The 26105-nt window shown below is 71.5% G+C and carries 24 protein-coding genes and 1 pseudogene; 15 read left to right on the top strand and 10 right to left on the bottom strand.

Going from position 1 to position 26105, the window contains the following annotated elements; genetic code table 11:
* Positions 1–124 precede the first annotated feature (124 nt).
* Positions 125–790: a CGNR zinc finger domain-containing protein gene (locus tag AS594_RS14950; RefSeq protein ID WP_069927507.1), complete on the top strand. Its 666-nt coding sequence runs from the start codon at positions 125–127 to the stop codon at positions 788–790.
* On the top strand, positions 790–1188 hold the full coding sequence (locus AS594_RS14945) for an SRPBCC family protein (RefSeq protein WP_069932860.1): 399 nt from the start codon (positions 790–792) through the stop codon (positions 1186–1188). The genes AS594_RS14950 and AS594_RS14945 overlap by 1 nt, the downstream gene beginning before the upstream one ends.
* 53 nt (positions 1189–1241) lie before the next feature.
* On the opposite strand, the gene AS594_RS14940 is transcribed toward AS594_RS14945, so the two are convergent.
* Positions 1242–1724: a winged helix-turn-helix transcriptional regulator gene (locus AS594_RS14940; protein ID WP_069927505.1), complete on the bottom strand. Its 483-nt coding sequence runs from the start codon at positions 1722–1724 to the stop codon at positions 1242–1244.
* A gap of 85 nt (positions 1725–1809) precedes the next feature.
* Between AS594_RS14940 and AS594_RS14935 the strand changes: the two genes are divergently transcribed.
* A complete protein-coding gene (locus AS594_RS14935; RefSeq protein WP_069935125.1) occupies positions 1810–3252 on the top strand; it encodes an MFS transporter in 1443 nt (480 codons plus the stop codon).
* 120 nt (positions 3253–3372) lie between these two features.
* Here AS594_RS14935 and rarD read toward each other — a convergent pair.
* The 6 genes and pseudogenes from rarD to AS594_RS14905 form a co-directional block, all read right to left on the bottom strand.
* Positions 3373–4519: pseudogene (rarD, locus tag AS594_RS14930) on the bottom strand (EamA family transporter RarD).
* Positions 4520–4723: 204 nt separating this feature from the next.
* Positions 4724–5773, bottom strand: a complete 1050-nt coding sequence (locus AS594_RS14925) for a 2-oxoacid:ferredoxin oxidoreductase subunit beta (protein ID WP_069927503.1) — start codon at positions 5771–5773, stop codon at positions 4724–4726.
* The gene (locus AS594_RS14920; RefSeq protein WP_069932862.1) at positions 5766–7733 is read right to left on the bottom strand and encodes a 2-oxoacid:acceptor oxidoreductase subunit alpha; all 1968 of its coding nucleotides are present in this window, start codon (positions 7731–7733) and stop codon (positions 5766–5768) included. Before AS594_RS14920 ends, AS594_RS14925 begins: the two co-directional genes overlap by 8 nt.
* Positions 7734–7988: 255 nt before the next feature.
* The gene (locus AS594_RS14915) at positions 7989–8648 is read right to left on the bottom strand and encodes a response regulator transcription factor (RefSeq protein ID WP_069932863.1); all 660 of its coding nucleotides are present in this window, start codon (positions 8646–8648) and stop codon (positions 7989–7991) included.
* Positions 8649–8874: 226 nt separating this feature from the next.
* Positions 8875–10221: a sensor histidine kinase gene (locus tag AS594_RS14910; protein ID WP_069932864.1), complete on the bottom strand. Its 1347-nt coding sequence runs from the start codon at positions 10219–10221 to the stop codon at positions 8875–8877.
* A 90-nt stretch (positions 10222–10311) separates the two neighbouring features.
* Positions 10312–11676, bottom strand: coding sequence for a sensor histidine kinase (locus AS594_RS14905; RefSeq protein WP_079148198.1), 1365 nt, complete (start codon positions 11674–11676; stop codon positions 10312–10314).
* A 188-nt stretch (positions 11677–11864) separates the two neighbouring features.
* Between AS594_RS14905 and AS594_RS14900 the strand changes: the two genes are divergently transcribed.
* From AS594_RS14900 to AS594_RS14845, 12 genes are all read left to right on the top strand, one after another.
* Positions 11865–12257 (top strand): NADH-quinone oxidoreductase subunit A, encoded by a 393-nt coding sequence (locus AS594_RS14900; protein WP_240509011.1) that lies wholly within the window; start codon positions 11865–11867, stop codon positions 12255–12257.
* A complete protein-coding gene (locus AS594_RS14895) occupies positions 12248–12838 on the top strand; it encodes an NADH-quinone oxidoreductase subunit B (RefSeq protein WP_069927499.1) in 591 nt (196 codons plus the stop codon). Before AS594_RS14900 ends, AS594_RS14895 begins: the two co-directional genes overlap by 10 nt.
* Positions 12835–14205, top strand: coding sequence for an NADH-quinone oxidoreductase subunit C (locus tag AS594_RS14890; RefSeq protein ID WP_069935124.1), 1371 nt, complete (start codon positions 12835–12837; stop codon positions 14203–14205). The genes AS594_RS14895 and AS594_RS14890 overlap by 4 nt, the downstream gene beginning before the upstream one ends.
* Positions 14202–15170, top strand: coding sequence for a complex I subunit 1/NuoH family protein (locus AS594_RS14885; RefSeq protein ID WP_069927497.1), 969 nt, complete (start codon positions 14202–14204; stop codon positions 15168–15170). Before AS594_RS14890 ends, AS594_RS14885 begins: the two co-directional genes overlap by 4 nt.
* On the top strand, positions 15170–15796 hold the full coding sequence (locus AS594_RS14880; protein WP_069927496.1) for a NuoI/complex I 23 kDa subunit family protein: 627 nt from the start codon (positions 15170–15172) through the stop codon (positions 15794–15796). Before AS594_RS14885 ends, AS594_RS14880 begins: the two co-directional genes overlap by 1 nt.
* Positions 15793–16353, top strand: coding sequence for an NADH-quinone oxidoreductase subunit J family protein (locus AS594_RS14875; RefSeq protein ID WP_069927495.1), 561 nt, complete (start codon positions 15793–15795; stop codon positions 16351–16353). Before AS594_RS14880 ends, AS594_RS14875 begins: the two co-directional genes overlap by 4 nt.
* On the top strand, positions 16353–16739 hold the full coding sequence (nuoK, locus tag AS594_RS14870) for an NADH-quinone oxidoreductase subunit NuoK (protein WP_069927494.1): 387 nt from the start codon (positions 16353–16355) through the stop codon (positions 16737–16739). Before AS594_RS14875 ends, nuoK begins: the two co-directional genes overlap by 1 nt.
* Entirely contained in the window at positions 16736–18730 is a 1995-nt protein-coding gene (locus AS594_RS14865) for an NADH-quinone oxidoreductase subunit 5 family protein (protein ID WP_069927493.1), read from the top strand. The genes nuoK and AS594_RS14865 overlap by 4 nt, the downstream gene beginning before the upstream one ends.
* A 27-nt stretch (positions 18731–18757) precedes the next feature.
* Positions 18758–20317, top strand: coding sequence for an NADH-quinone oxidoreductase subunit M (locus AS594_RS14860; RefSeq protein WP_176733207.1), 1560 nt, complete (start codon positions 18758–18760; stop codon positions 20315–20317).
* Positions 20314–21822, top strand: coding sequence for an NADH-quinone oxidoreductase subunit N (locus tag AS594_RS14855; protein WP_069927491.1), 1509 nt, complete (start codon positions 20314–20316; stop codon positions 21820–21822). Before AS594_RS14860 ends, AS594_RS14855 begins: the two co-directional genes overlap by 4 nt.
* 144 nt (positions 21823–21966) lie before the next feature.
* A complete protein-coding gene (htpX, locus tag AS594_RS14850; RefSeq protein ID WP_069927490.1) occupies positions 21967–22830 on the top strand; it encodes a zinc metalloprotease HtpX in 864 nt (287 codons plus the stop codon).
* Positions 22827–23219, top strand: a complete 393-nt coding sequence (locus AS594_RS14845; RefSeq protein WP_069927489.1) for a YccF domain-containing protein — start codon at positions 22827–22829, stop codon at positions 23217–23219. Before htpX ends, AS594_RS14845 begins: the two co-directional genes overlap by 4 nt.
* A gap of 258 nt (positions 23220–23477) precedes the next feature.
* On the opposite strand, the gene AS594_RS14840 is transcribed toward AS594_RS14845, so the two are convergent.
* The 3 genes from AS594_RS14840 to AS594_RS14830 are packed head-to-tail and all read right to left on the bottom strand — an operon-like array spanning position 23478 to position 25924.
* Positions 23478–24707 (bottom strand): APC family permease, encoded by a 1230-nt coding sequence (locus tag AS594_RS14840; RefSeq protein WP_069932866.1) that lies wholly within the window; start codon positions 24705–24707, stop codon positions 23478–23480.
* A gap of 18 nt (positions 24708–24725) precedes the next feature.
* Entirely contained in the window at positions 24726–25409 is a 684-nt protein-coding gene (locus AS594_RS14835; protein WP_069932867.1) for an alpha-ketoglutarate-dependent dioxygenase AlkB family protein, read from the bottom strand.
* Positions 25406–25924, bottom strand: a complete 519-nt coding sequence (locus AS594_RS14830; RefSeq protein WP_069927486.1) for a methylated-DNA--[protein]-cysteine S-methyltransferase — start codon at positions 25922–25924, stop codon at positions 25406–25408. The genes AS594_RS14835 and AS594_RS14830 overlap by 4 nt, the downstream gene beginning before the upstream one ends.
* Positions 25925–26105 lie beyond the last annotated feature (181 nt).

The following is a 26105-nucleotide window of genomic DNA, read 5'->3' as shown; positions in this document are numbered from 1 at the left end:
AGTGGGCCACGAAAGTCGGCCCGGTAAGTCGGGCCGCGAAAGGGGCGTTGGGCCGATCGCGTCGGGCGGTCGGCGAGCCGGGATTGCGCTAACCGGTTATAGTGGTTACGTGATCGCGCCTGCAATGGATTCGCCGCCCGGACTGACTCTGCGTACTCCGGAGGGCCGCCCGTATCTCTTCGACCCGGGCGCCCTGTGCCTCGAACTGCTGCCGACCGGCGGCCCCGGCCTGCTCGCCCGGTACGAGGTGCTGCACGAGCCGGCCGATCTGGTGCGCTGGGCGGAGCGCAGCCGGCTGCCGGCCGGGCTCGCCCCCGCCGTGAGCGCGAGCGAGCTGGTGGACGCGCACACCCTGCGCGACGCGCTCCACCGCCTGGCGACCGACCGGGCCCACGGCCGCGCACTGGGCGCGTCCGACCTCGACGTGGTCAACCGGTTCGCCGCGCGGGAGCCGCTGGTCGCCCGGATCGACGTGGGCGCGGGCGTGGGCGCCGTGCGGGCGTGGGCTCCGGGCGCCACCGGGTCCCAGCTGCTGTCGACGGTCGCCCGCGACGCGATAGACCTGTTCACCGGGCCGTACGCCCGCCGCATCCGGGCCTGCGGCTCGCACGACTGCTCCCTGCTGTTCGTCGACACCTCACGCCCCGGCCGCCGTCGCTGGTGTGCGATGGAGCGGTGCGGCAACCGCAGCAAGGCGCGCGCCCACCGGGCCCGCCAGAGCGAGAACCAGGCCGGGACGCGGGCCGAGGACCCGGCCGGGCAGCACGCCGGAAGCGAAGGAGAGAGCTGATGCCGACCGGACTCACGAAGGACGCGGGCTGGGAGATCGGGGTTTCCCGTACGCTGCCCCGCCCGCCCGCCGCCGTATGGGAGTTCATCGCGAGCCCCGAGGGTGTCGGGCTCTGGCTGGGCCCCGGTGCGGAACTGACCGCCGAGAAGGGCGCCCCGTACCGTACGGCCGACGGGGTCACGGGCGAGGTCCGCAGCTACCGGCCGGGTGACCGCGTCCGCCTCACGTACGGGAGTACGACGGTGCAGGTCGCTGTCTCCGCCGCCGGAGCGAGCGGCGAGAAGGCGGTACTCCGCTTCCATCAGGAACACCTGGCCGACGCCGGGGAGCGCGAGGCGAGGCGGACCCACTGGCGCGCGGTCATGGACGAGATCGCGGCCGCACTGGGTGACGGCTGAGGGACGACTTGGGGGACGGCTGGGGGACGGCTGGGGGCGGCTGAGGAGCGGAGTCAGCGTGCGGAAGCCGTGGCGGGGGCGGCGGCAGGGGTCTCTTCCCCGGCCGCGGCACGGGCGTCGTAGTCGGCCCGGGCGGCCGCGATCTCGTTCTGGTGCTTCTCGGTCCAGGTGACGAGCGAGCGGATCGTGGTGTGCAACGTCGCTCCGAGCGGAGTGAGTTCGTACTCCACGCGCGGCGGCACCACCGGATGTACCGTGCGCTTGACGAGCCCGTCGCGCTCCAGTTGGCGCAGCGTCACTGTCAGCATGCGCTGGCTGATGCCGTCGATCTTGCGCCGCAGTTCGGTGAAGCGCAGTACGTGGCTGTCGAGCAGCGCGATGACGAGCAGCGACCACTTGTCTGCCACGCGGTCGAGGATCTGCCGCACCTCGCAGTCCTCGCGGGTGTCCCACTGGAAGGGGTCGGTGTCGCCGTACGTCCCCTGGGAGTCGGTGACTTCGCAGTTACTCGGTGACTTCAAAGTGCCTTCTTCCATGGGACCTGATGCTGCCTCAGGATGCCAATGGTTACAAGAGAGAACCGACCGGCATCCCGATAACCGACCCGATACGAGGCTCCCCATGACCCGACGCGCGTGGGCACTTCTGCTCGTCCTCTGCGGCACCATCTTCCTCGAAGGCATCGACGTCGCCATGCTCTCGGTGGCCGTGCCGTCCATCAGATCCGACCTGGAGCTGCCGACCGGCACCGCGGCGTGGGTGATGAGCGCGTACGTCCTCGGTTACGCCGGATTCACCCTGCTCGGCGGCCGTGCGGCCGACCTGCTGGGCAGACGGCGGATGTTCCTGACCTGGCTCACGGTCTTCCTGGGCTTCTCCATGCTGGGCGGCTTCGCCACCGAGGGATGGATGCTCGTCGTCGCCCGCTTCGTGACGGGCGTGGCCGCGGCCTTCATGACCCCCGCCGCGATGTCGATCATCACCACCTCGTACGAGGAGGGCCCGCAGCGCAACAAGGCCCTGCTCGTCTTCGCCGGCACGGCCGCGGGCGGCTTCTCGCTCGGGCTGGTCATCGGCGGACTGCTGACCCAGTTCGGCTGGCGGTGGGTCTTCTTCGCCCCGGTCCTGCTGGGCGGGGCCGTCCTGCTGGCCGCGCTGCGGCTGCTGCCGGCGGAGGCGCGGCCCGCCCGCCGCGGCGGCTCCTTCGACTTCGCCGGCGCGGCGACGGCCGCAGGGGCGATGCTGCTGCTGGCGTACGGGATCGTACGGCTGGAGCACGGCTTCGACGGCTGGCAGCTCACGGGGGCCGTGGTGGCGGCCGGGCTGCTGCTCGCGACGGCGTTCGTCACGGTCGAGCGCCGCTCGCCCGCGCCCCTCGTACGGCTCGGCATCCTGCGCAAGGCGTCGATGGTCCGAGCCGATCTGGGCGCCCTGCTGTTCGTCGGCTCCTTCTTCGGCTTCCAGTTCATGGTGACGCTCTACCTCCAGGAACTGCGCGGCTGGTCGTCGCTGGAGACGGCACTGGCCCTGGTGATCATGGGAGTGGACGCGGTGCTGGCTCCGACGCTCCCCCCGCGCCTGGTCAACCGCTTCGGCAACGCGCGGGTGATCTTCGGCGGATTCCTGCTGGCGATCGTGTCGTACGCGCTGTTCCTGCCGGTGGGGCTCGACTGGTCGTACGCCCTCATGCTGCCGACGCTGTTCCTGACGGGCGCGGCGTTCGCGCTGGCGTACGGACCGCTGACGATCGCGGCGACGGACGGCATCGAGGAGCGGGAGCAGGGTGTGGCGGGCGGCCTGCTCGCGACCGCGACGCAGTTCGGCTCCGCCGTCGGCATCTCGGCGGTGACGGCGGTGTACGGCCTGGTGGTGGCCGGCGGTGACGGTTCCCCCGGAGCCACCCTCGACGCCTTCCGCGCGGCGCTGGCGGTACCGGCGGTGATGGTGGTCGTCGGAGCGGTGATCACGGCGTTCGGCCTGCGGGGCGGGCGGAGGCGGGCGGTCGACGCACCCGGGGCCACGGCGCCCGCCGCGGCTCGGCCGGGGTCGGTCCCGGTGGCGTAGGCGGAGGCGCGGGGGGTGCGGGCGTGCGGGGGGTGAGCCCCGGCCCTTGCTCCCCGGACGCAGAAGGGCTGGACGTGGTTGCGGGAGCCGGTCAGTGCTCTGCCGCAGCCATGTTCCGGCTCAGGGCCGCGCCGCCCACGGTGCGGACGTGGACGTCGGCGCGGGCTCGGCCGGCACGGGGCCGGTGCCGGACGCACCACCCGCTGCGGCACCCGCGCACACACCCGTACCCTCACCGGCGCCTGCGGCAGCACCGGCGCCTTCACCCGCACCGGCCCCCGCGCCCGTACCGGCACCCGAGGCACCCGCCGCACCCGCACCCGCCGCACTCGCACCCGCACTAGCGCCCGCGGCCACCGCGGCAAGCCGCAGCGCCTGCGCCCGCCCACGCCGGGCCGCCCGCAGCGCGTCCCACGTCAGCAGCGCCAGTGCCGCCCACACCAGCGAGAACCCGGCCCACCGCTCCGGCGGCATCGCCTCGTGGAAGTACACGACGCCGAGCCCGAACTGGAAGACCGGCGCCAGATACTGCAACAGCCCCAGCGTCGACAAGGGCACCCGTATCGCCGCCGCCCCGAAGCACACCAGCGGCACGGCGGTCACGATGCCGGTGGCGGCGAGCAGCGCCGCGTGGCCCGGTCCCTGCGTACCGAAGGTCGCGCCACCGTGCGACCCGATCCACAGCAGGTAGCCCAGCGCCGGCAGGAACTGGACGGCGGTCTCGGCGGCCAGCGACTCCACGCCGCCCAGATTGACCTTCTTCTTGACCAGGCCGTACGTCGCGAACGAGAAGGCCAGGACCAGCGAGATCCACGGCGGCCGCCCGTACCCGACGGCCAGTACGAGCACCGCCGCGAGGCCCACCGCGACCGCCGCCCACTGGGCCGGGCGCAGGCGTTCCTTCAGCAGCAGCACGCCCATGGCTATCGTGACCAGCGGATTGATGAAGTAGCCGAGCGATGCCTCGACGACCTGGCCGTTGTTGACGGACCAGATGTAGAGGCCCCAGTTGACGGTGATGACGGTCGCGGCGAGGGCGATGAGCCCCAGCTTCCGGGGCTGACGGACGAGCTGCCCGACCCATGCCCACCGGCGTACCACCACCAGCGCCAAGCCGACGACGGCGAGGGACCAGACCATGCGGTGGGCCAGGATCTCCATCGCGTCGGCGGGTTTGAGGAGCGGCCAGAAGAGGGGACGAGCCCCACATTCCGTAGGCGCCGATGCCGTACAGCAACCCCGACCGCTGTTCGTTGACCGACTTCACTCGCCCTCCCGACCCGCGCACATCATCCTGCTGAAGGTAGCGCCGACCTGGCCCGGATGTCATGTCCGTATCCCCATACGGTCATGACATCCGGCGCGCGGGGCACGGAAAGGCGGGCGCGCGGGGCGTGAAAGAGGGGCGCCCGGTCCCTCAGGACCGGGCGCCCCTCTCACCCACCGGCGCGGTGACGTCAGCCGACGGACGTCAGCCGACGACCGTCCACGTGTCGTTGCCCGCCAGCAGCGCCGCGAGGTCGCCCTTGCCGTTCTGCTCGATGGCGGCATCGAGCTGGTCGGCCATCAGAGTGTCGTAGACCGGGCGGTCGACGCTGCGCAGCACCCCGATGGGGGTGTGGTGCAGCGTGTCCGGATCCGCGAGGCGCGAGAGCGCGAAGGCCGTCGTGGGCGACGCCGCGTGTGCGTCGTGGACCAGGATCTGCGACTCGTTCTCGGCGGTCACCGCCACCACCTTGAGATCTCCGGTCGCCGCGTCCCGTACGACGCCCTTCGACCCCTCGGCACCGAAGCGGATCGGCTGCCCGTGCTCCAGCCGGATCACGGCCTCCTCGGCCTGCTGCTTGTCCTTCAGGGCGTCGAACGCGCCGTCGTTGAAGATGTTGCAGTTCTGATAGATCTCCACCAGCGCCGTGCCGGGGTGGTCGGCGGCCTGCCGCAGCACCTCGGTGAGGTGCTTGCGGTCGGAGTCGACCGTACGGGCGACGAAACTCGCCTCCGCGCCGATCGCCAGCGACACCGGGTTGAAGGGCGCGTCGAGCGAGCCCATCGGCGTCGACTTGGTGATCTTGCCGATCTCGGAGGTGGGGCTGTACTGGCCCTTGGTCAGCCCGTAGATCCGGTTGTTGAACAGCAGGATCTTCAGGTTGACGTTGCGCCGCAGCGCGTGGATCAGGTGGTTGCCGCCGATGGACAGCGCGTCGCCGTCACCGGTCACCACCCACACGCTCAGGTCACGCCGCGAGGACGCGAGGCCGGTCGCGATCGCGGGCGCGCGGCCGTGGATCGAGTGCATGCCGTACGTGTTCATGTAGTACGGGAAGCGGGACGAGCAGCCGATCCCGGAGACGAAGACGATGTTCTCCTTCGCCAGTCCGAGCTCGGGCATGAAGCCCTGCACGGCGGCGAGGACCGCGTAGTCGCCGCATCCGGGGCACCAGCGCACTTCCTGATCGGACTTGAAGTCCTTCATGGACTGCTTGGCCTCGGCCTTGGGCACCAGCGAGAGCGCCTCAGTCATGGGTGGCCTCCTTGAGAGCCGTGGCCAGCTGCTCGGCCTTGAACGGCATGCCGTTGACCTGGTTGTACGAGTGGGCGTCGACCAGATACTTCGCTCTGAGCAGGGTGGCCAGCTGTCCGAGGTTCATCTCGGGCACGACCACCTTGTCGTAGCGCCCCAGGACTTCGCCCAGATTCCGGGGGAACGGGTTGAGATGGCGCAGGTGCGCCTGTGCGATGGGCGTCCCGGCGGCACGCAGCCGGCGTACGGCGGCCGTGATCGGTCCGTACGTCGAGCCCCAGCCCAGCACCAGGGTCCTGGCCTGGTCCGGGTCGTCGACCTCCAGGTCCGGGACCTCGATGCCGTCGACCTTGGCCTGGCGGGTGCGGACCATGAAGTCGTGGTTGGCCGGGTCGTACGAGATGTTGCCCGTGCCGTCCTGCTTCTCGATGCCGCCGATGCGGTGTTCGAGACCGGGCGTACCGGGCACGGCCCACGGGCGGGCCAGGGTCTGCGGGTCGCGCTTGTACGGCCAGAAGACCTCGGTGCCGTCGGCGAGCTCGTGGTTCGGCCCGGTCGCGAACTGCACCCGCAGGTCCGGCAGCTCGTCGATCTCCGGGATCCGCCACGGCTCGCTGCCGTTGGCCAGGTAGCCGTCGGACAGCAGGAACACCGGCGTCCGGTAGGTCAGCGCGATCCGCGCCGCGTCCATGGCCGCGTCGAAGCAGTCGGCGGGGGTGCGCGGCGCGACGATCGGCACCGGGGCCTCGCCGTTGCGCCCGTACATCGCCTGGAGCAGGTCGGCCTGCTCCGTCTTGGTCGGCAGGCCGGTCGACGGTCCGCCGCGCTGGATGGCGACCACCAGGAGCGGCAGCTCCAGCGACACCGCCAGCCCGATGGTCTCCGACTTGAGCGCCACACCCGGACCCGAGGTGGTGGTGACGGCGAGCTGTCCGCCGAACGCGGCGCCGAGCGCCGCGCCGATGGCCGCGATCTCGTCCTCGGCCTGGAAGGTCCGCACGCCGAAGTTCTTGTGCCGGCTCAGCTCGTGCAGGATGTCGGACGCCGGCGTGATCGGGTACGAGCCCAGGTAGAGCGGCAGGTCCGCCTGCTGACCGGCGGCGATCAGCCCGTACGACAGGGCCAGGTTCCCGGAGATGTTGCGGTACGCCCCCGGGGGGAACGCACGGGTCGCCGGGGCGACCTCGTACGAGACCGCGAAGTCCTCGGTCGTCTCGCCGAAGTTCCAGCCGGCCCGGAACGCCGCGACGTTCGCCTCGGCGATCTCGGGCTTCTTGGCGAACTTCGTGCGCAGGAAGTTCTCGGTGCCCTCGGTCGGCCGGTGGTACATCCACGACAGCAGTCCGAGCGCGAACATGTTCTTGGAGCGCTCGGCCTCCTTCCGGGACAGGCCGAATTCCTTGAGCGCCTCGATCGTCATCGTGGTCAGCGGCACCGGATGGACGTTGTACGCCTCCAGCGAGCCGTCCTCCAGCGGAGAGGTCTCGTAGCCGACCTTCGCCATCGGGCGCTTGGTGAACTCGTCGGTGTTGACGATGATGTCGGCGCCGCGCGGCACGTCCCCGATGTTCGCCTTCAGCGCGGCCGGGTTCATGGCCACCAGGACGTTGGGCGCGTCGCCCGGCGTCAGGATGTCGTGGTCGGCGAAGTGCAGCTGGAAGCTGGACACACCCGGCAGAGTGCCGGCGGGCGCCCGGATCTCGGCCGGGAAGTTGGGCAGCGTCGAAAGATCGTTTCCGAAGGTCGCCGTCTCGGAAGTGAAGCGGTCTCCCGTGAGCTGCATTCCGTCACCGGAGTCGCCCGCGAAACGGATGATCACCCGGTCCAGCCGGCGGACCTCCTTCTCGGAGACCTTCCCGCTCGGCGTGCTGCGCTGTTCCCCGACGACGGTGTCACTCGCTCCGTCGGCACCATCGGTTCCGTCGGCCTTCTCGGCCGGGCTACTGACCTGGCTGGTCACTGAACTGGACCTCCCTCGAGGCGGCTGCTCGGGGCCGGCCGGCCAGCGGTGGCCCCAGGGCCCACCCTACGTCGGTAAGGGTCTCCTTCCCTGGAGCAGTCACATAGTGGACCCCGTTTTGAGACGCTCTGCTGCCCTGTTTTGTCACGATTCGCCAGCCCCCCGGCTTCTGATCGATTACGCTCTGTGCTCATCCTCGGATTACGTGTTACGGGTGTCTCGCTGGTATCGCCTTCAGGCGCTCAGGTGCTCATGTCACGTATTGAGGTAGGTCAGCACCGCCAGCACCCGCCGGTGATCACCTTCACTCGGCGCGAGTCCGAGCTTAAGGAAGATGTTGCTGACGTGCTTCTCGACCGCGCCGTCGCTCACCACCAGTTGCCTGGCGACCGCCGAGTTCGTCCGTCCTTCGGCCATGAGGCCCAGGACCTCCCGCTCGCGCGGCGTCAGCCGGGCCAGGACGTCCTGCTTGCGGCTACGGCCCAGCAGCTGCGCCACGACCTCGGGATCGAGCGCGGTCCCGCCCTGGGCCACCCGGAGGACGGCGTCCACGAATTCGCGTACTTCCGCCACCCGGTCCTTCAGCAGATAACCGACGCCCCGGCTCGACCCGGCCAGCAGCTCCGTCGCGTACTGCTCCTCGACGTACTGCGAGAGCACCAGTACGCCGATTCCGGGGTACTCCTTGCGCAGCCGCACCGCCGCCCGCACGCCCTCGTCGGTGTGGGTCGGAGGCATCCGTACGTCCGCCACCACCACGTCCGGCAGTTCGCCCTGCGACGCCAGGTCGCCGACGGTCTTGATCAGGGCTTCTCCGTCCCCGACGCCCGCGACGACATCGTGTCCGAGGTCGGTCAGAAGCCGCGTCAGGCCCTCCCGCAGCAACACTGAATCCTCGGCGATGACGACCCGCACTCTGTCTCCCACGGCCCCGCAGCCCCCCAGTAATTGATCTCTCCCCGTAACGTCGGACCCAGCATCCCAGGAACCGGACTGATGTGCGGCCGGGTGCGGGGATTCGTGGTGTACGACTCTCAGGGGATCGGGGGAGCGGGCCCGCCACCCGGCGAGGAACGCCGGGTGGCGGGGGTGGCGGCGGGGGTAGGTCGGCGGGTGACAGGTCGGCGGGCCGGCCGGCGCGTCAGCCGCGCCAGGGCAGCTCCGCCGTAACGGTGGTCGGGCCGCCCGCCGGGGAGTCGACGACCAGGATTCCGTCGACCGCGTCGAGCCGCTCCGCGAGCCCCGCCAGGCCCGAGCCGGCCGTTGTGTCCGCCCCGCCCTGCCCGTCGTCGCTCACCTGGAGCATCAGCCGGTCCGCCGTCTGCCACACCTCGACCGTGGCCCGGGAGGCCCGTGCGTGCTTGCTGACGTTCTGGAGCAGCTCCGAGACGGTGAAGTACGCGATGCCCTCGATGGCCGGGGCCGGCCGCGCCGGAAGGTCCACCTCGACCCGCACCGGCACCGTGCACCGGGAGGCCACCGCCGAGAGCGCCGCGTCCAGCCCGCGGTCGGTGAGGACCGCCGGGTGGATGCCGCGGGCCAGGTCCCGCAGTTCCTGAAGGGCGATCTTCACCTCGCCGTGCGCCTCGTCCACCATGCGCGCCGCGGCCTCCGGGTCGTCCGTCAGCTTCTCCTTGGCCAGGCCCAGGTCCATGGCGAGGGCGACGAGCCTGGCCTGGGCCCCGTCGTGCAGGTCGCGTTCGATGCGCCGCAGGTCGGCGGCCGCCGTGTCGACGACGACGCCCCGGTCCGACTCCAGCTCGGAGACGCGGGTGGCGAGCCTCGACGGGCCGAGCAGCCCGGCCACCATCACCCGGTCCGCGGCCGCCAGGCCGCGGATGAGCCACGGGGTGGCGAGGGTGAGGAGCAGGCCGACCGCGCCGGTAAGGCCCAGTTCGACGGGGCTGTCGAGGTAGACGTTGTGCGTGCTGTCGCCGTACAGCTGAAGTCCGTCGACTCCGGCATAGACCGGGAACGTCCACTGCCACAGCGGATACGTGAGCATCGCCCAGCCGTACGACCAGAAGGTCAGCGACACACTGAACGCGAACACCGCCCACGGCATGTGCAGGACGGCGTACAGCAGATGCCGCCAGGACGTCCCGCTCTTGAGCATCGCGCCCATCCAGGACATCGGGCCGCCGCCCGGCTTGGGCCGTACGGGCGCCGGGTCCGCCACGTCCAGTTTGAGCAGCACCCTGGCGCGGGCCCGTTCCATCGCCCCGAGACCGCGGCAGCCGGCCAGGCACAACGCCAGTACCGGTACGCCGAGGAAGGTGATCAGCAGGCCCATGCCCAGCGACGTCATCGTGACCGCGAAGACGAAGAGCAGCACGCTGATCGGCAGGCTGAGCATCAGGTAGCCGAACTCGCGCCAGGTCCGGGCCTCGATCGGCGCGCGCAGCGCGGGGGGAAGGACGTGCCTCCTCGGGGGCCGGCCCTGGGGAGCCCACTGGTCCCGGGTCTGCGGTGCGTACTCCGTGGCCATCGCTGCCGTCCGTTTCTGCTCTGGTCGTTCCGACAAGTTGCCGTGCGATTCAAGAATGCTGGGACGGCCGGGCCCGGACCATGAGGCCGGTCACCGTTTACGACCGGGGGTTTTCCCCACCCCGGCGTCGCGCTTGGCCACACCCTTGTCCGTACTCCCGGCCCTCGCCGGCGCTCCGGGAGTCCTGTGGCGGCCCCGCCACGGCAGTTCGCCCGTCACCGTGGTCGGCCCGCCCACCGGGGAGTCGACGGCGAACAGGCCGTCCACCGCACCGAGCCGGTCGGCCAGACCGGCCATGCCCGTACCACCGTCCAGCCGCGCGCCGCCCCGCCCGTCGTCCCGCACCCGGATCAGCAGGCGTTTGCCGCCGCGCCGCACATCCACCGACGCGGACCGCGCGCCGCTGTGCTTGCTGACGTTCTGGAGCAGCTCGGAGACCGTGAAGTACGCGATGCCCTCGATCGCCTCGGCCGGACGTTCCGTCAGGTCGACGCTCACCCGCACCGGAACCGTGCAGCGCGACGCGATCGACGAGAGCGCCGCGTCCAGACCTCGGTCGGTCAGCACGGCGGGGTGGATGCCGCGCGCAAGGTCGCGCAGCTCCTGCAAGGCCAGCTTCACCTCGCCGTGCGCCTCGCCGATCATCGCCGCGGCGGCGACCGGGTCCTTGAAGTCGCCGGTCAGCTTCTCCTTCGCCATGCCGAGCCCCATGGCGAGCGCCACGAGCCTGGCCTGGGCCCCGTCGTGCAGGTCGCGTTCGATGCGCCGCAGGTCGGCGGCCGCGGTGTCGACGACGACGCCCCGGTCCACCTCCAGCTCGGCGATGCGCCTCTCCAGTTCGCCGGAGGGACAGAGCAGACCGCGCACCATCGCCCGGTCGGCATTGGTCATCGCCCGCGCGAGGTACGGCAGCACCGGCCACAGCACGAAGAGCCCGGTCAACGTGACGGCGAAGGTGAGCACCCCCCACGGCAGCCGGATGAACGCGAACAGCGCCGTCCGCCAGCCCACCGGATCCTTCAGGCCGTTCCACAGCCACGGGAGGAAGCCGCCCGGCCGTCCCGCGGCCGCCGGGCTCGGCTCGTCGACGTACAGGCGGAGCAGCGCGCGTGCCCGCGCCCGCTCGACCGCGCCGAGCAGGCGCGCCCCCAACAGCCCCGCCACCACCACGGGCAGGCCGATCACCGTGACCGAGAGGCCGCCCCCGAGGACGAGAGCCACCACGACGAACACGAAGCCGATGAGAGCCATCGGCAGGTTGAGGAGGAGATGCGCGATCTCCTTCCAGGTGCCGGAGCCGTACGGGAAGCGGACGGGCTCGGGCCGGGCCGGGGGGCGGGTCCGCGGCCCGCCCGACAGCTCGGGCGTGCCGGACGGGCCGGGTGGGCCGGACGGGCCCTCCGGCCGGTCTGACCGGTCGTAATCTGGGATGTGGTCGCTGGCGCTGGCGGTCATGACGCTCACCCTGCCGGGCGCCGGCGAGGGATGCCATGGGGTAACTGGGTGCGCGGAAGTAGGGATAACCCCACCCCTGCGTGAGACGGCTGCTTACCGGGTCTTTACCAGGGCCTAGACTCCCGTGCGTACAGATCGTCGAACGCGGCCGATGTGGCCGACGCAGCCAGGGAGCGAGAGGGGCGGACGTGCCGGAACCGACGGTTCTCGCGGACGGGTACTTCCAGAGTTACTCGGTCGTCGGACTGCTCGCAGTCATCGGCGTCCTCTTCGTCGCCGTGGCCTTCGGGGCCGGGCGACTGCTGCGGCCGGTCGTGCCGACGCCGGAGAAGCTGCTGACGTACGAATGCGGCGTGGACCCGGTCGGAGAGGGCTGGGCGCACACGCAGGTCCGTTACTACGTCTACGCCTTCCTGTACGTGATCTTCGCCGTCGACTCGATCTTCCTCTTCCCCTGGGCGACGGTCTTCGCCGCGCCGGAGTACGGCGCGACGACGCTGGTCGAGATGTTCATCTTCCTCGGCTTCCTGGCCGTGGGACTGCTGTACGCATGGAAGAAGGGCGTCCTCGAATGGACGTGACCCCTGTCGACCTCCCCGAGCCCAAGCGCCTGGGAGCTCTCGCCCGCCTCGCACCGGAGCCCATGAAGGTGGTCCTGAACTGGGGTCGCCGCTACAGCCTGTGGGTCTTCAACTTCGGTCTCGCCTGCTGCGCGATCGAGTTCATCGCCGCGTCGATGGCGCGCCACGACTTCATCCGGCTCGGCGTGATCCCCTTCGCGCCGGGACCGCGCCAGGCCGACCTGATGGTCGTCTCCGGCACGGTCACGGACAAGATGGCCCCGGCCGTCAAGCGGCTGTACGAGCAGATGCCCGAGCCGAAGTACGTCATCTCCTTCGGCGCCTGCTCCAACTGCGGCGGCCCCTACTGGGACTCGTACTCCGTGACGAAGGGCGTCGACCAGATCATCCCGGTCGACGTGTACGTACCGGGCTGCCCGCCGCGGCCCGAGGCCCTGCTCCAGGGCATCCTCAAGCTCCAGGAGAAGATCGCCCGCGAGTCGCTGAGCGAGCGCTACGGCCACGGCAGCCGGCCGTCCACCGCGGCGCTGCGCAGCGGACTCGTCACTCCGCCGCCGGCCCCCGGGGAGGACGTGAAGTGAGCGACGCGAACCGCACGACGGCGTACGACGCCCTGCCCGGCGCCGTCACCGAGATCTTCGGCGAGGAAGCGACCGCCGAGCACAGCTACGACCTGCTGACCGTCGACGTCCCGGTCGGCTCCTGGATCGCGGCGCTGGAGATCGCGCGCGACAAGCTGGGCTGCACGTACTTCGACTGGCTGAGCGCGGTCGACGAGCCGGGCACGGGATTCCGCGTGTGCGCCCACGTCGTCGCCCTCGAAGGCCGTACGGTACGGCGCCTTCTGCTGCGCACGACCGTTCCGCACGCGGCGCCCGCCGTACCGTCCGCCGTCGAGGTCTACGCCGGCGCGCAGTGGCACGAGCGTGAGACGCACGAGATGTTCGGTGTCGACTTCACCGGCCACCCGCACCTGGTTCCGCTCCTGCTGCCCGAGGGCTTCGAGGGACATCCGCTGCGCAAGGACTTCGTCCTGGCGGCCCGGGTCGCCAAGGCGTGGCCGGGCGCGAAGGAGCCGGGGGAGTCGGACCACGGTGGGCCGAAGCGCCGCCAGATGCTGCCGCCGGGCGTTCCGGACCCGAACGAGTGGGGCCCCTTGAAGGGCCAGCTCCCGCCCGCGCCGGCCCGCCCCGCCCGCACCCCGCGTGCGGCAGGTGCGGCAGGTGCGGCAGGTGACCGTCCGCCGCGCCGCGCCCGCAGCGTGGCCGAGGGCTCCGCGACCCAGGCGGCGGAGGCGGCGACCCCCGCACCGGAAGGCACCGCACCGGAAGGCACCGCACCGGAAGGCACCGCCCCGAGGCCCCCGCGCCGCGCCCGCAGCGTGAGCGAGGGCTCGGCGAGCCAGGCGGCGGAAGCCGCCGCACCGGCGGCCGCACCGGCGGAGGAAGGCACTCCGGCGAGGCCCCCGCGCCGTACCCGCAGCGCGGCCGAGGGCTCGGCGAGCCAGGCCGCCGCCGGCGCATCGGCGGCGGACGCGACAGCCACCCCAGCAGCCGCGCCGGAGCCGTCCCCCGAGCTGGAGGCCCCGACACCGTCGGCGGCATCCGCCGAAGCCGGGTCCGACGCCCCGGCGGCACCGCCCGCGCCGCCCGCGCGCAGCGCGGACGCGCCCTGGCACCACGCACGCCCCGCCTTCCAGGACGAGGACGCGCAGGCGGAGACCGGTCCGCAGAAGCGGCGGAAGACGCAACCGGGCAAGGAAGCCGCCACCAGAACGGGCGCTTCCGCCGACACCGACGCCGACGCGGCGGAAGCCGCCGACGCGGCCGCCGAAGAAGCCCTGGGCGGTGACGCGGCCGCCGCGAAGGAGCCCGGCCGGCCGGCCGCCGGCTCCACAGACGAGGACACGACCGGCCCCACCCCGGACCGAGGGAGCGACGACGCGTGAACGACGTACTCGATGTCGCCCTGCGCCTGGTCATCGTCTTCGCCGTGTTCATGGTCCTTCCCCTCGTCGTGGGGCAGACCGAGCACAAGGTGATGGCACACATGCAGGGCCGCCTCGGCCCCATGTACGCGGGCGGCTTCCACGGCTGGGCCCAGCTCGTCGCCGACGGCGTGAAGTTCGCGCAGAAGGAAGACATCGTCCCGGCCAACGCCGACCGCCGCATCTTCCAGCTCGCCCCCGCCGTAGCGCTCCTCCCGTACCTCCTGGTGCTCGTCGCGATCCCGATCGGCCCGAGCGAGGGCGCGGTCGGCCAGGTCATCGACGCGGGCATCTTCTTCGTGCTCGCCGTCATGGGCGTGGGCGTGCTCGGCTCGCTGATGGCGGGCTGGGCCTCGGCCAACAAGTTCTCCCTGCTCGGCGGCCTGCGCACCGCCGCCCAGCTCCTCGCGTACGAACTGCCGATGCTGCTCGCCGCCGCCTCCGTGGCGATGGCGGCCGGCACCGTCTCGCTGCCGGGCATCCTGAACGCCTTCGAGTGGTGGTGGCTGCCGTGGCAGATCGTCGGCGCGATCGTGTTCTTCGTCGCCGGCCTCGCGGAACTCCAGCGGCCGCCCTTCGACATGCCGGTCGCCGACTCCGAGATCATCTTCGGCGCGTACACCGAGTACACGGGCCTGCGCTTCGCGCTGTTCCTGCTCGCGGAGTACGCCGGAATCGTCGTCCTGTGCGGCCTGACCACCGTCCTGTTCCTCGGCGGCTGGCACGGCCCCTGGGGCGCGGACGGCCTCGGCTGGGTCTGGACGCTGTTGAAGACCGCGATCCTCGCCTTCGGCGTCATCTGGCTGCGCGTGACCTACCCCCGGCTGCGCGAGGACCAGCTCCAGAAGCTCGCCTGGACCGTACTCATCCCACTCGCTCTCGCGCAGATCGCGCTGACCGGAATCGTGAAGGTGGCGATCCAGTAATGCCCCCGATCCCCGGCTCCGGCCTCGCCAAGGGCCTGGCCGTCACGCTGCGCACGATGACGAAGAAGACCGTCACCGCGCAGTACCCGGACGTCCAGCCCGAACTGCCGCCGCGCTCGCGCGGCGTGATCGGCCTCTTCGAGGAGAACTGCACGGTCTGCATGCTCTGCGCGCGCGAGTGCCCCGACTGGTGCATCTACATCGACTCGCACAAGGAGACGGTCCCGGCGGCAGTCCCCGGCGGCCGCGAACGCAGCCGCAACGTCCTCGACCGCTTCGCGATCGACTTCTCGCTCTGCATGTACTGCGGTATCTGCATCGAGGTCTGCCCCTTCGACGCGCTCTTCTGGTCCCCGGAGTTCGAGTACGCCGAGACCGAGATCCACGAGCTCACCCACGAGCGGGACAAGCTCCGCGAATGGATGTGGACCGTGCCCGAGCCGCCCGCGCTCGACCCCGGCGCCGAGGAGCCCAAGGAGCTCGCGGCGGCCCGCAAGGCCGCCGAAAAGCTCGCCGCGGCCCAGGAACAGGCGGCCCAGGAGCAGGCGGCACAGGAACAAGCGGCCCAGAAGCCGGCGGCCCAGGAACAAGCAGCTCAGCAGGAAGAAGAGGGGCCCGCCGAATGAGCCACCTCGCCGCAGCCGCCGAGCAGGGCTTCCTCTCCCCGACCGGCGTCGAGATCGCCTTTGTCCTCGTCGGCATCGCCACCCTCGGCGCGGCCGTCGTCACCGTCACCACCAAGCAGCTGGTGCACGCCGCCCTGTGGCTGGTCGTCGCGCTCGGCGGCCTCTCCGTCGAGTACCTCCTGCTCACAGCCGAGTTCATCGCCTGGGTCCAGGTCCTGATCTACGTCGGCTCCGTCGTCGTCCTCCTCCTCTTCGGTCTGATGCTCACCAAGGCCCCCATCGGCCGCTCCCCGGACGCCGACTCGGGCAACCGCTGGGCCGCCCTCACGGTGGCCGTCGCCGCGGCCGCCGCACTCGTCTGGGTGGTCGTGGACGCGTTCCGCACCCAGTGGATCGACCTGGACGGACCGTCCCAGGGCTCGACCAAAGTGACCGGCGAGATCCTCTTCCAGCACTGGGTGCTGCCCTTCGAGGCGCTCTCGGTCCTGCTGCTCGCCGCCCTCGTCGGCGCCATCGTCCTCTCCCGCAAGAGCGACAGCGACAAGGAGCAGCGCTGATGCACCTCGCCTATCCCGCCGTGCTCGCCGCCCTTCTCTTCTGCACCGGGCTGTACGGAGTGCTCGCGCGCCGCAACGCGATCCTGGTCCTGATGTCCGTCGAGCTGATGCTCAACGCCGTCAACCTCAACCTGGTCGCCTTCGACGTCTGGCTGCGCGACACCCTCCACGCCGGCCAGGCACTGACCTTGTTCACCATCGCCATCGCCGCGGCGGAGATCGGCATCGGCCTGTCGATCGTCCTGATGGTCTACCGCAACCGCGGCACCTCGGACATCGACAAGCTGCGCGACACCGCCGAGGGCCGGACCGCCGACGACGAGGCTTCCGCCATGGCAGACAAGGCCGCACACGAGGCCGCACAGAAGGCTGAGGCCGCCGCGTGACGACCACGACCCTCGCCGTCCTCGTCCCCCTCCTCCCGTTCCTCGGCGCCGCCGCCGGCCTGCTGCTCGGCCGCACCGCACCCGGATTCGTCCGGCCCCTCGCCGTACTGCCGACCCTCGCCGCCGCCGTGCTGGCCGTGATCGTCGCCGTACGCCAGGGCGGCGGCCGGGCGATCGACGCGTCGACGCAGCTCACCCCCACCGGCTCGGTCCCCATCGACCTCGCCCTGCACCTCGACGGCTTCGCGGTCCTCGTCGCCGTCCTGGTCGGGGTCGTCGCCACCTGCGTGCAGCTCTACTCGACGGGCTACCTGCGCGACGACCCGCGCTACCCCTCGTACGCCGCTCTCGTCTCCCTCTTCACCTCCGCGATGCTGCTCGTCGTCTACTCCGGCGACCTGATGGTGCTGCTGGTCGGCTGGGAGATCATGGGCATCTGCTCGTACTTCCTCGTCGGCCACTACTGGGAGACGCCCGAAGCGCGCGCCGCCTCCCTCAAGGCATTCCTGGTCACCAAGCTCGGCGACGTCCCCTTCCTCTTCGGCCTCTTCGCGCTCGCCGCCGACGCCGGCACCTTCCGGATCACCGGCATCCTCGGCGCCGTCGGCAGCGGCGGGCTCGACCACCCGACGCTGATCGCGCTGCTGCTCCTCGCCGGTGTGGCGGGCAAGTCGGCCCAGTTCCCGCTGCACACCTGGCTGCCCGACGCGATGGCGGGCCCCACGCCCGTCTCCGCGCTGATCCACGCCGCGACGATGGTCGCCGCCGGTGTGTACTTCGTGGCCCGTCTCCTCCCCGTCTTCGCCGCGTCCGCCGCCGCCCTGACCGTCCTCGCCGTGATGGCCGCCGTCACGATGGTCGGCTCGGCCCTCGCCGCCCTCGCCCAGGACGACATCAAGCGCGTCCTCGCGTACTCGACGATCGGCCAGCTCGGCTACATGACCGGCGCACTGGCCGTCGGCGACCGGGGCGCCGCCGTCTTCCACCTCATCTCCCACGGCGCCTTCAAGGCGCTCCTCTTCCTCGGCGCCGGCGTGATCATCCACGCCGCCGGTACCAACTCGCTGGCCGCCATGTCCCGCATGAGCGGCCTGCCCAAGCGCATCCCCGACGCCTACTGGACGATGACGATCGCCCTGTTCGCCCTCGCCGCGATCCCGCCGTTCGCCGGTTTCTTCTCCAAGGAAGCCGTCCTCGTCGCCGCCGAGCACGCCTCGCTCGGCGACACCACGGGCGTCCCCTCCGGTGCGGGCTTGACCGTGCTCGTCGCGGGCCTGCTCACCGCCCTCCTCACGGCGGCGTACGCCACCCGCCTGTGGCTGCTGGCCTTCCGGGGCCGAGGCCCCGCCGCCCCGGATCACGGCAAGCAGCCCCTCGTCATGAACGGCGTCCTGTGGGTCCTCGCTGTCCCCTCCCTCGCCTTCGGCCTCGCCGTCACCTACCTCGACGACTGGTTCGACGGCCACGCGCTCACCCCGACCGTCACCACGGCGGTCCTCGGCACCGGCGTCGCCCTCGTCGGCGGACTGGTCACGTACGGCGCCTGGCGCCACACCACGGCCATGGCCGCCCGCCCCCCGATCGGCGCCGTGGCCGCCCACCCCGAAAAGAGCCCGGCCGTCTCCGAGGCGGAGGCCATCGCCACCCACGCCCCCGCCTACGGCGACATCGCGTCGGCCCCCGACCCCGCCGACCCCGGCCGGCTCCTGCTGGGCCCCCTGCACCGGCACGCCGCCGCCGGCTTCCACCTCGACGCCGTCTACCACACCCTCTTCGTGCGGCCCGTCCTGGCGGGCGCCGAGCTGGTCCGCTTCCTGGACCGCGAGGTCGTCGAGACGTACGTACGCGGTGCGGGCACCGTCCCGCGCCTCCTCGGCGCCGTCGTCCGCCGAGCCCAGACCGGCAATGTGCAGACCTACCTCAGTGCCCTGCTCGCCGGTTCCGTCGTCCTGGCGATCGCCGCCGTCATCGTCGCCGCCGTCGGAGCGTGAGCCGTGATCGATATCAGCCCGTCCGTGATGCAGTTCCTTCTGGCGTTCATCGTCGTCGGCCCGCTCCTCGGCGCCGCCGCGGCCCTTCTCCCGGCCCCGCCCGGCCTGAAGGGCAAGAACCCGGACCAGGCCGTGCTCCGCCACGGCGTGACGGTCACCGCCGCGATCCTCATCGCGGCCGTCGTCCTCACGCTGGGCTTCGACCACGACCACCCGTCGAAGATGCAGGCCACGACCGACATCAGCTGGATCCCGGCGCTCGACGTCAGGATCCACCTCGGCATCGACGGCATCTCGCTCCCCCTCCTCGTCCTGACCGCGCTGCTGACCTTCCTCTGCGCGCTCTACAGCTACTCCAAGATGCCCGCGGGCCCCTCCCCGAAGGCGTTCGTCGCGCTCCTCCTCGTCCTGGAGTCCGGCACCCTCGCGACCTTCGCCGTCCTCGACCTGCTGCTCTTCTTCCTGGCGTTCGAGATGGTCCTCATCCCGATGTACTTCCTCATCGCCCGGTGGGGCGGCGACCAGAGGCAGCCCGCCGCCTGGAGGTTCATCCTCTACACGCTGCTCGGCTCCGTCGTGATGCTGCTCGGTCTCCTCCTCATCGGACTGCAGTCGGGCACGTTCGACATGGTGGCACTCGCCACTGACAACGGCCGTGGACTGACCACATCCGTGCAGGTCATCGCCGTTCTGGCGATCGGCCTCGGCCTCGCCGTCAAAACCCCGATGTGGCCGTTGCACAGCTGGCTGCCCGACGCCCACACCGCCGCCCCCACCGTCGGCTCGGTCCTCCTCGCGGGTGTCCTGCTGAAGATGGGTACGTACGGATTCGTCCGCATCGCACTCCCCATCGCCCCCGACGGCATGCGCACGTTCGCGCCCTACCTCGCCGCCTTCGCGGTCGTCGGCATCATCTACGGCTCCCTCGCCTGCCTCGCGCTGGCCCGCAAGGGAGCCAAGGGCGACCTCAAGCGCCTGATCGCGTACTCCTCCGTCGGTCACATGGGCTTCGTACTCCTCGGCATCGCCTCCATGACCCCCACCGGCGTCAACGGCGCGCTCTTCGCCAACATCGCCCACGGCCTGATCACCGGCCTGCTCTTCTTCCTGGTCGGCGCCCTCAAGGACCGCTACGGCACCGCCGACCTCGACACCCTCGCCGGCGCCACCGGCGCGGCCCTCTACGGCCGCGCCCCCCGCCTCGGCGGCCTCCTCGCCTTCGCGGCCGTCGCCTCCCTCGGACTCCCCGGTCTCGCCGGCTTCTGGGGCGAGATGCTGACGATGTTCGGCGCCTTCGACCCCGCCGAGGGCCTCAGCCGCCCCGCCTTCCTCACCTTCATGGCGATCGCCGGCGTCGGCACCCTGCTGACCGCCGCATACCTGCTCGTCGTCGTACGCCGCGTCTGCATGGGCGTACCCGAGCGGCAAGCGGCCGAGCCGGCGGCGATCGCCGACGTCCAGGGCTACGAGTTCGCCGCCTGGACCCCCCTCGTCGCCCTCACCGTCCTCGCCGGACTCTGGCCCGCGGTCCTCCTCGGCCTCACCGACCCGGCCGTGCAGAAGCTCCTCGCAGGAGGCAAGTCGTGACCGTGGCCGCCGAAACCGCCAGCCTCGTCCAGTCCGTCGACTGGGCGGCGATCGCCCCGCCGACGATCGCCGCGACGGTGGGCCTGATCGTCCTGGTTGCGGACCTCTTCGTACCCGAGGACAAGAAGCAGCTCCTGGGCCGGCTCTCCATCGCCGGTCTGGCCGCGGCGCTCCTCGCCCTCCTGCCCCTCCTCGACGGCGACCGCTCCACCTTCTGCCTGACCGCCGACAACGACGTGTGCAGCTACACGGCCGACCACTTCACCCTGGTCATCCAGCTCCTGGTACTCGGCGGAGCGCTGCTCACCGCCCTCCTCTCCGTCACCGAGACGACGAAGGACAAGCTCCCCGCGGGCGAGTTCTGGTTCCTCCTCATGTCATCGGCGGCGGGCGCCGCCCTGCTCCCCGCCTCCCGAGACCTGGCCACCCTCGTCGTGGCCCTCGAAGTGGCGTCGCTGCCGGCCTTCGCCCTGGTCGGCATGAAGCGCGGCGACCGCCTCTCCTCCGAGGCGGCCCTGAAGTTCTTCCTCTCCTCCGTCACGGCCACCGCCGTGATGCTGCTCGGAGTCAGCTTCGTGTACGCGACGACGGGCACCCTGCACCTCACCGAGATCGCCGTACGCCTGGACGACGTACCGGCGCAGCTCGACACCCTCGCCAAGGCGGGCGTCGCCCTGACCCTCGTCGGCTTCGCCTTCAAGACGGCGGCGGTCCCCTTCCACTTCTGGGTCCCGGACACCTATGTCGGCGCACCCCTCCCGGTGGCCGCCTACCTCTCGGTGATCGGCAAGGCCGTCGGTTTCACGGGCCTCATCCTGGTCACCGTCATCGCCTTCCCGTCGTACGCCGACGTATGGGGCCCGGCCATCGCCGTGCTGGCGGCGCTCACCATGACGGTGGGCAATGTGGCCGCCCTGCGCCAGTCGGCCACGCGCGCGTACAGCGCGGTCCGCCTGCTCGCCTGGTCCTCCGTGGGCCAGGCCGGCTACATCCTGGTCCCGATCGCGGCAGCGGCGTACTCCAGCGACAACCAGATCGGCTCCACGGTCGCGTACGCCCTGATGTACGCCGTGGTGAACCTGGGCGCGTTCGCCGTCGCCGCCCTGGTCGCCCGTACGCACCCGCTCAACCGGATCGCCGACTACCGGGGCCTCTACGCGACCCGCCCCCTCGCGGCGCTCGCCCTGGGCTTCTTCCTCCTGTGCCTCGCGGGCCTGCCGCCCGGCATCATCGGCCTCTTCGCCAAGGTCACCGTCTTCTCCGCGGCGGTCGACGCGGGCCTCGGCTGGCTGGCGGTCGTCATGGCGGCCAACGTCGTGATCGCCCTCTACTACTACCTCAAGTGGACAGCGGTCCTCTTCCGCGCCCCCGAGGGCGAGCAGCCGAAGCACGCGGTCCCCGTGCCGGTCACCCTCGCCATCGTTCTCACCGCCGTCCTGGGCATCGCCCTGTCCGGCGTACCGCAGCTGGCACTGCGCTTCGCCACCGGCAATCTCTTCCAGTAACCACGTACGGCCCAACGGACGGCCCGGTAGCACAAGGGAACTAGCACCCCTCGCTTGGCGTTGACCAGTAAGGGAGGGTCCACTGGATGTGGAAGCACCCCCACAGCAAGGGGTTCCCCCGCCGCACCATTTGGAGGGCGCACCGTGCACCGCCGGCACAACGGGCTGAGGACCGCCGTACTCCTCGGGGGACTGTCAGCACTCATCATCGTCATCGGCAGCTTCTTCGGCCGTACGGGCCTGATCGTCGCGGTTCTCGTCGCACTCGGCACCAACGCCTACGCGTACTGGAACAGCGACAAGCTCGCCCTGCGGGCCATGCGCGCCCGCCCCGTGAGCGAGTTCGAGGCGCCACAGCTGTACCGCATGGTCCGCGAGCTCTCCACCCAGGCCCGCCAGCCGATGCCCCGCCTGTACATCTCGCCCACCCAGGCACCCAACGCCTTCGCGACCGGCCGAAACCCGCGCAACGCGGCGGTGTGCTGCACCGAGGGGATCCTCCAGCTCCTCAACGAGCGCGAACTCCGGGGCGTCATCGGCCACGAGCTGAGCCACGTCTACAACCGGGACATCCTGATCTCCTCCGTCGCCGGCGCCCTGGCCTCAGTGATCATGTTCCTCGTCAACTTCGCCTGGCTGATCCCCATCGGCCGCTCCGACGACGACGAGGGCCCCGGCCTCTTCGGCATGCTGCTGATCATGATCCTGGGCCCCCTCGCCGCTTCGGTCATCCAACTCGCGGTGAGCCGTTCCCGCGAGTACCAGGCGGACGCCTCCGGCGCCCAGCTCACCGGCGACCCGCTCGCCCTCGCGAGCGCCCTGCGCAAGCTCGACGCGGGCACGAAACAGCTCCCACTGCCCGCCGAACCGCGCATCGAGACCGCGAGCCACATGATGATCGCGAACCCGTTCCGCCCCGGGCAGGGAGCCGCGAAGCTGTTCTCGACCCACCCGCCGATGGCGGAACGCATTTCCCGACTCGAGCAGATGGCAGGTCACCGCCCATGAAGACAATCCTGAACGTCATATGGTTGGTACTGAGCGGCTTCTGGCTCTTCCTCGGCTACATCGCCGCCGGGCTGATCCTCTGCATAACGATCATCGGCATCCCCTTCGGCCTGGCGTCCTTCCGCATCGGCCTCTACGCGCTCTGGCCCTTCGGCCACACCACGACCGAGCGCCGCGACGCGGGAGCACCGTCCATGGTGGGCAACGTCCTGTGGCTGGTCCTGGCGGGCTGGTGGCTGGCGCTGAGCCACATCGTCACGGGCATCGCCCTGTGCGTGACGATCATCGGTATCCCGTTCGGCATAGCGAACTTCAAGATGATCCCCATCTCGCTGCTCCCCCTGGGCCGCGAAATCGTCCCGACGGACCGCCCGTTCGCCACCCGCTGACACCACACCGCGCGCGCACCGGGCCCGGACGGGCGGGGAACGTACCGCGGGCCGACGGGACCAGGCGCTCTCCGGGGCTGCGCGGGCTTCGCGCTCTGCGGTGCCGGGAGGGCGACGCACCGGGGCGCTCTCCACGGGGTGTCGAACGCAGCCGCCCCGAACCACCCCGAATGCCCGAACCGTTCGGCACCCGAGGAGACGCACCGGGGCGTCACCGACCGCCCACGCGTACGCCGCAGCCGCGGACGCCCCGCGGCATCACCGACGCCCCCTCCGTACCCGCCACGCGTACGCCGCGGCACCCGCCGCCAGCACCGCAGCCCCCGCCACCACCGAAGACACCGGCAGCGCGAACGCCAGTCCCACGCACCCCACAAGCCCCACCAGGGCCAACACCCGCCCGCGCCCCGGCCCCAGGGTCCACGCCGAAGCATTGGCCACGGCGTAGTAGGCCAGCACGCCGAACGACGAGAACCCGATCGCCCCGCGCACGTCACCCGTCGCGGCCACCACCGCGACCACCGCCCCCACCGCCAACTCCGCCCGGTGCGGCACCTGGAACCGGGGATGCACGGCGGCCAGCACCCTCGGCAGATGCCCGTCCCGCGCCATCGCCAGCGTGGTACGCGACACTCCGAGAATCAGTGCCAGCAACGCCCCGAGCGCCGCCACGGCCGCACCCACCCGCACCACCGGCGCCAGCTCCCCGAAGCCCGCCGCGCGCACCGCATCCGCCAACGGTGCCGCCGACGAGGCCAGTTCCCCGGCCCCCAGCACCGACAGCACCGCGACCGCCACGCACCCGTACGCGACCAGCGCGATCCCCAGCGCCACCGGAATCGCGCGCGGAATCGTACGCTCCGGATCGCGTACCTCCTCACCCAGCGTCGCGATCCGCGCGTACCCGGCGAAGGCGAAGAACAGCAGCCCCGCGGCCTGAAGCACCCCGCCAGCCGACCCGCCGCCCCCGGACCCCAGCGAGGGACCGCCGCCCCCCGCGCACACGGCCACCACCATCGCGAGAACCGCCAGCACCACCGCCACAATGACCCGACCCACCCAGGCCGACTTCTGAACACCCCCGTAATTGACGGCAGTCAGCACGACGACCGCGCCGACCGCCACCACCTGCGCCTGCTCGGGCCACACATAGGCCCCGACCGTCAGAGCCATGGCCGCGCACGAGGCGGTCTTCCCCACGACGAAACCCCAGCCCGCGAGGTAGCCCCAGAAGGGCCCGAGCCGCTCCCGCCCGTACACGTACGTGCCGCCCGAGGCCGGGTACAGCGCGGCCAGCCGCGCCGACGCCATCGCATTGCAGTACGCCACCACGGCGGCCAGTGCCAGCCCCGCCAGCAGCAGCGTCCCGGAGCCGGCCGCCCGTGCCGCCGGCGCGAGCGCCACGAAGATCCCCGCGCCCAGCATCGCCCCGAGCCCGATCACGACGGCATCGAAGACCCCGAGCGTCCGGCGCAGTCCCTGTGTCATGCGCCGCACCCTACTGAGCTATCCGAGCCCGGTCTCCCGCAGCGTGATGTTGAGCCGCCCACCCGACATCCCACAGGCCGGATCCCCAGTCCCCGGCAGCACTTTCGGCACCCCGTGGTAGGCGAAGCGCGAAGGCCCCCCGAATACGAACAGATCCCCGGAGGCCAGCTCCACATCCGTGTACGGCCGCCCCCGCCCGTCCGTGTTGCCGAACCGGAAGACACAGGAATCACCGATGCTCAGCGACACCACAGGAGCCCCGGACCGCTCGTCCTTGTCCTGGTGCATGCCCATCTTCGCGTCGCCGTCATAGAAGTTGACCAGCGCGGTATCAGGGCTGTACTCGCTGTACTCCCCGTACTCCGGCCCCCCGGCCCCGTCCGGGCCACCCCCGTACGCATCGCTCACCGCCCGCCGCCCCAGCTCCGCCAGCCACCCGGGAAACTCCGCGACCCGCGCCCCGTTCACGTCGTCGGCCGTGCGCGTGTACCGGTACGGCTGCCAGTGCCACCCCACGCACACCGTCCGCACGGACATGACCCCGCCGTTGGGCAGCCGCGTATGCCGGATCGGCACCGGACCCCGCGCCCAATCCCGGCACGCCCCGACCAGCTCCCGCTGCTCGTCCACCGAAAGCCAGCCGGGCACGTGCACCGCCCCCGGCGCGATCCGCGCCCGCTCCCGGGGGAACAGCCCGGTCACGGCCGGGCCCCCACTCCCTCGAGCTCCAGCAGCTGCCGCTTGCGCTCAAGACCGCCCGCGTACCCGGTCAGGGACCCGTCCGCCCCGATCACCCGGTGGCACGGCCGCACGACGAGCAGGGGATTGCGTCCGATGGCCGTCCCCAGCGCCCGCACCCCGGCCCGCGAGACCCCGATCCGCTCGGCGAGCCTCCCGTACGACGTCGTGGTGCCGTACGGGACGCTCTCCAGTGCGTCCCACACCCGCCGCTGGAACTCCGTACCGGCTCCGGCGGCGTACTCGACGTCGAAGCGCGTCAGCTCCCCGCCGAAGTAGGCACGGACCTGCCGCGCGATCTCCTCGAAGGCGCCGGGCGCGTGCCTCCAGTCGCCCGGTACGTCGTCGAGGGCGACCCCGCCCTTCTGCCCCGGCACGGACAGCGAGGCCAGCGCCGTACCGCCGGTGGCGGTCGCGGACTCCTCGCCGGCCAGCAGCAGCTCACCGAGCGGGCTGTCCAGGGTCGCGTACAGCGTCATGGCTGGGTCCTTCCTCGCGTCATGTCCGTGACGGCTCACACGCCGCATGCCTCGGTCCGTCACGACGAGTCTGCGACGCCGCGCCACACCCCGCTGGCGGGATTCGGACGTCACGCCGGGGCGAAGCCGCGACGGGGGTGGAGCCGACGACGCCGCCTCCACCCCCGTCCCGACGCCACCA

The organism is Streptomyces agglomeratus, assembly GCF_001746415.1.
GTDB lineage: Bacteria > Actinomycetota > Actinomycetes > Streptomycetales > Streptomycetaceae > Streptomyces > Streptomyces agglomeratus.
This window is presented reverse-complemented; position numbering and strand designations above follow the sequence as displayed.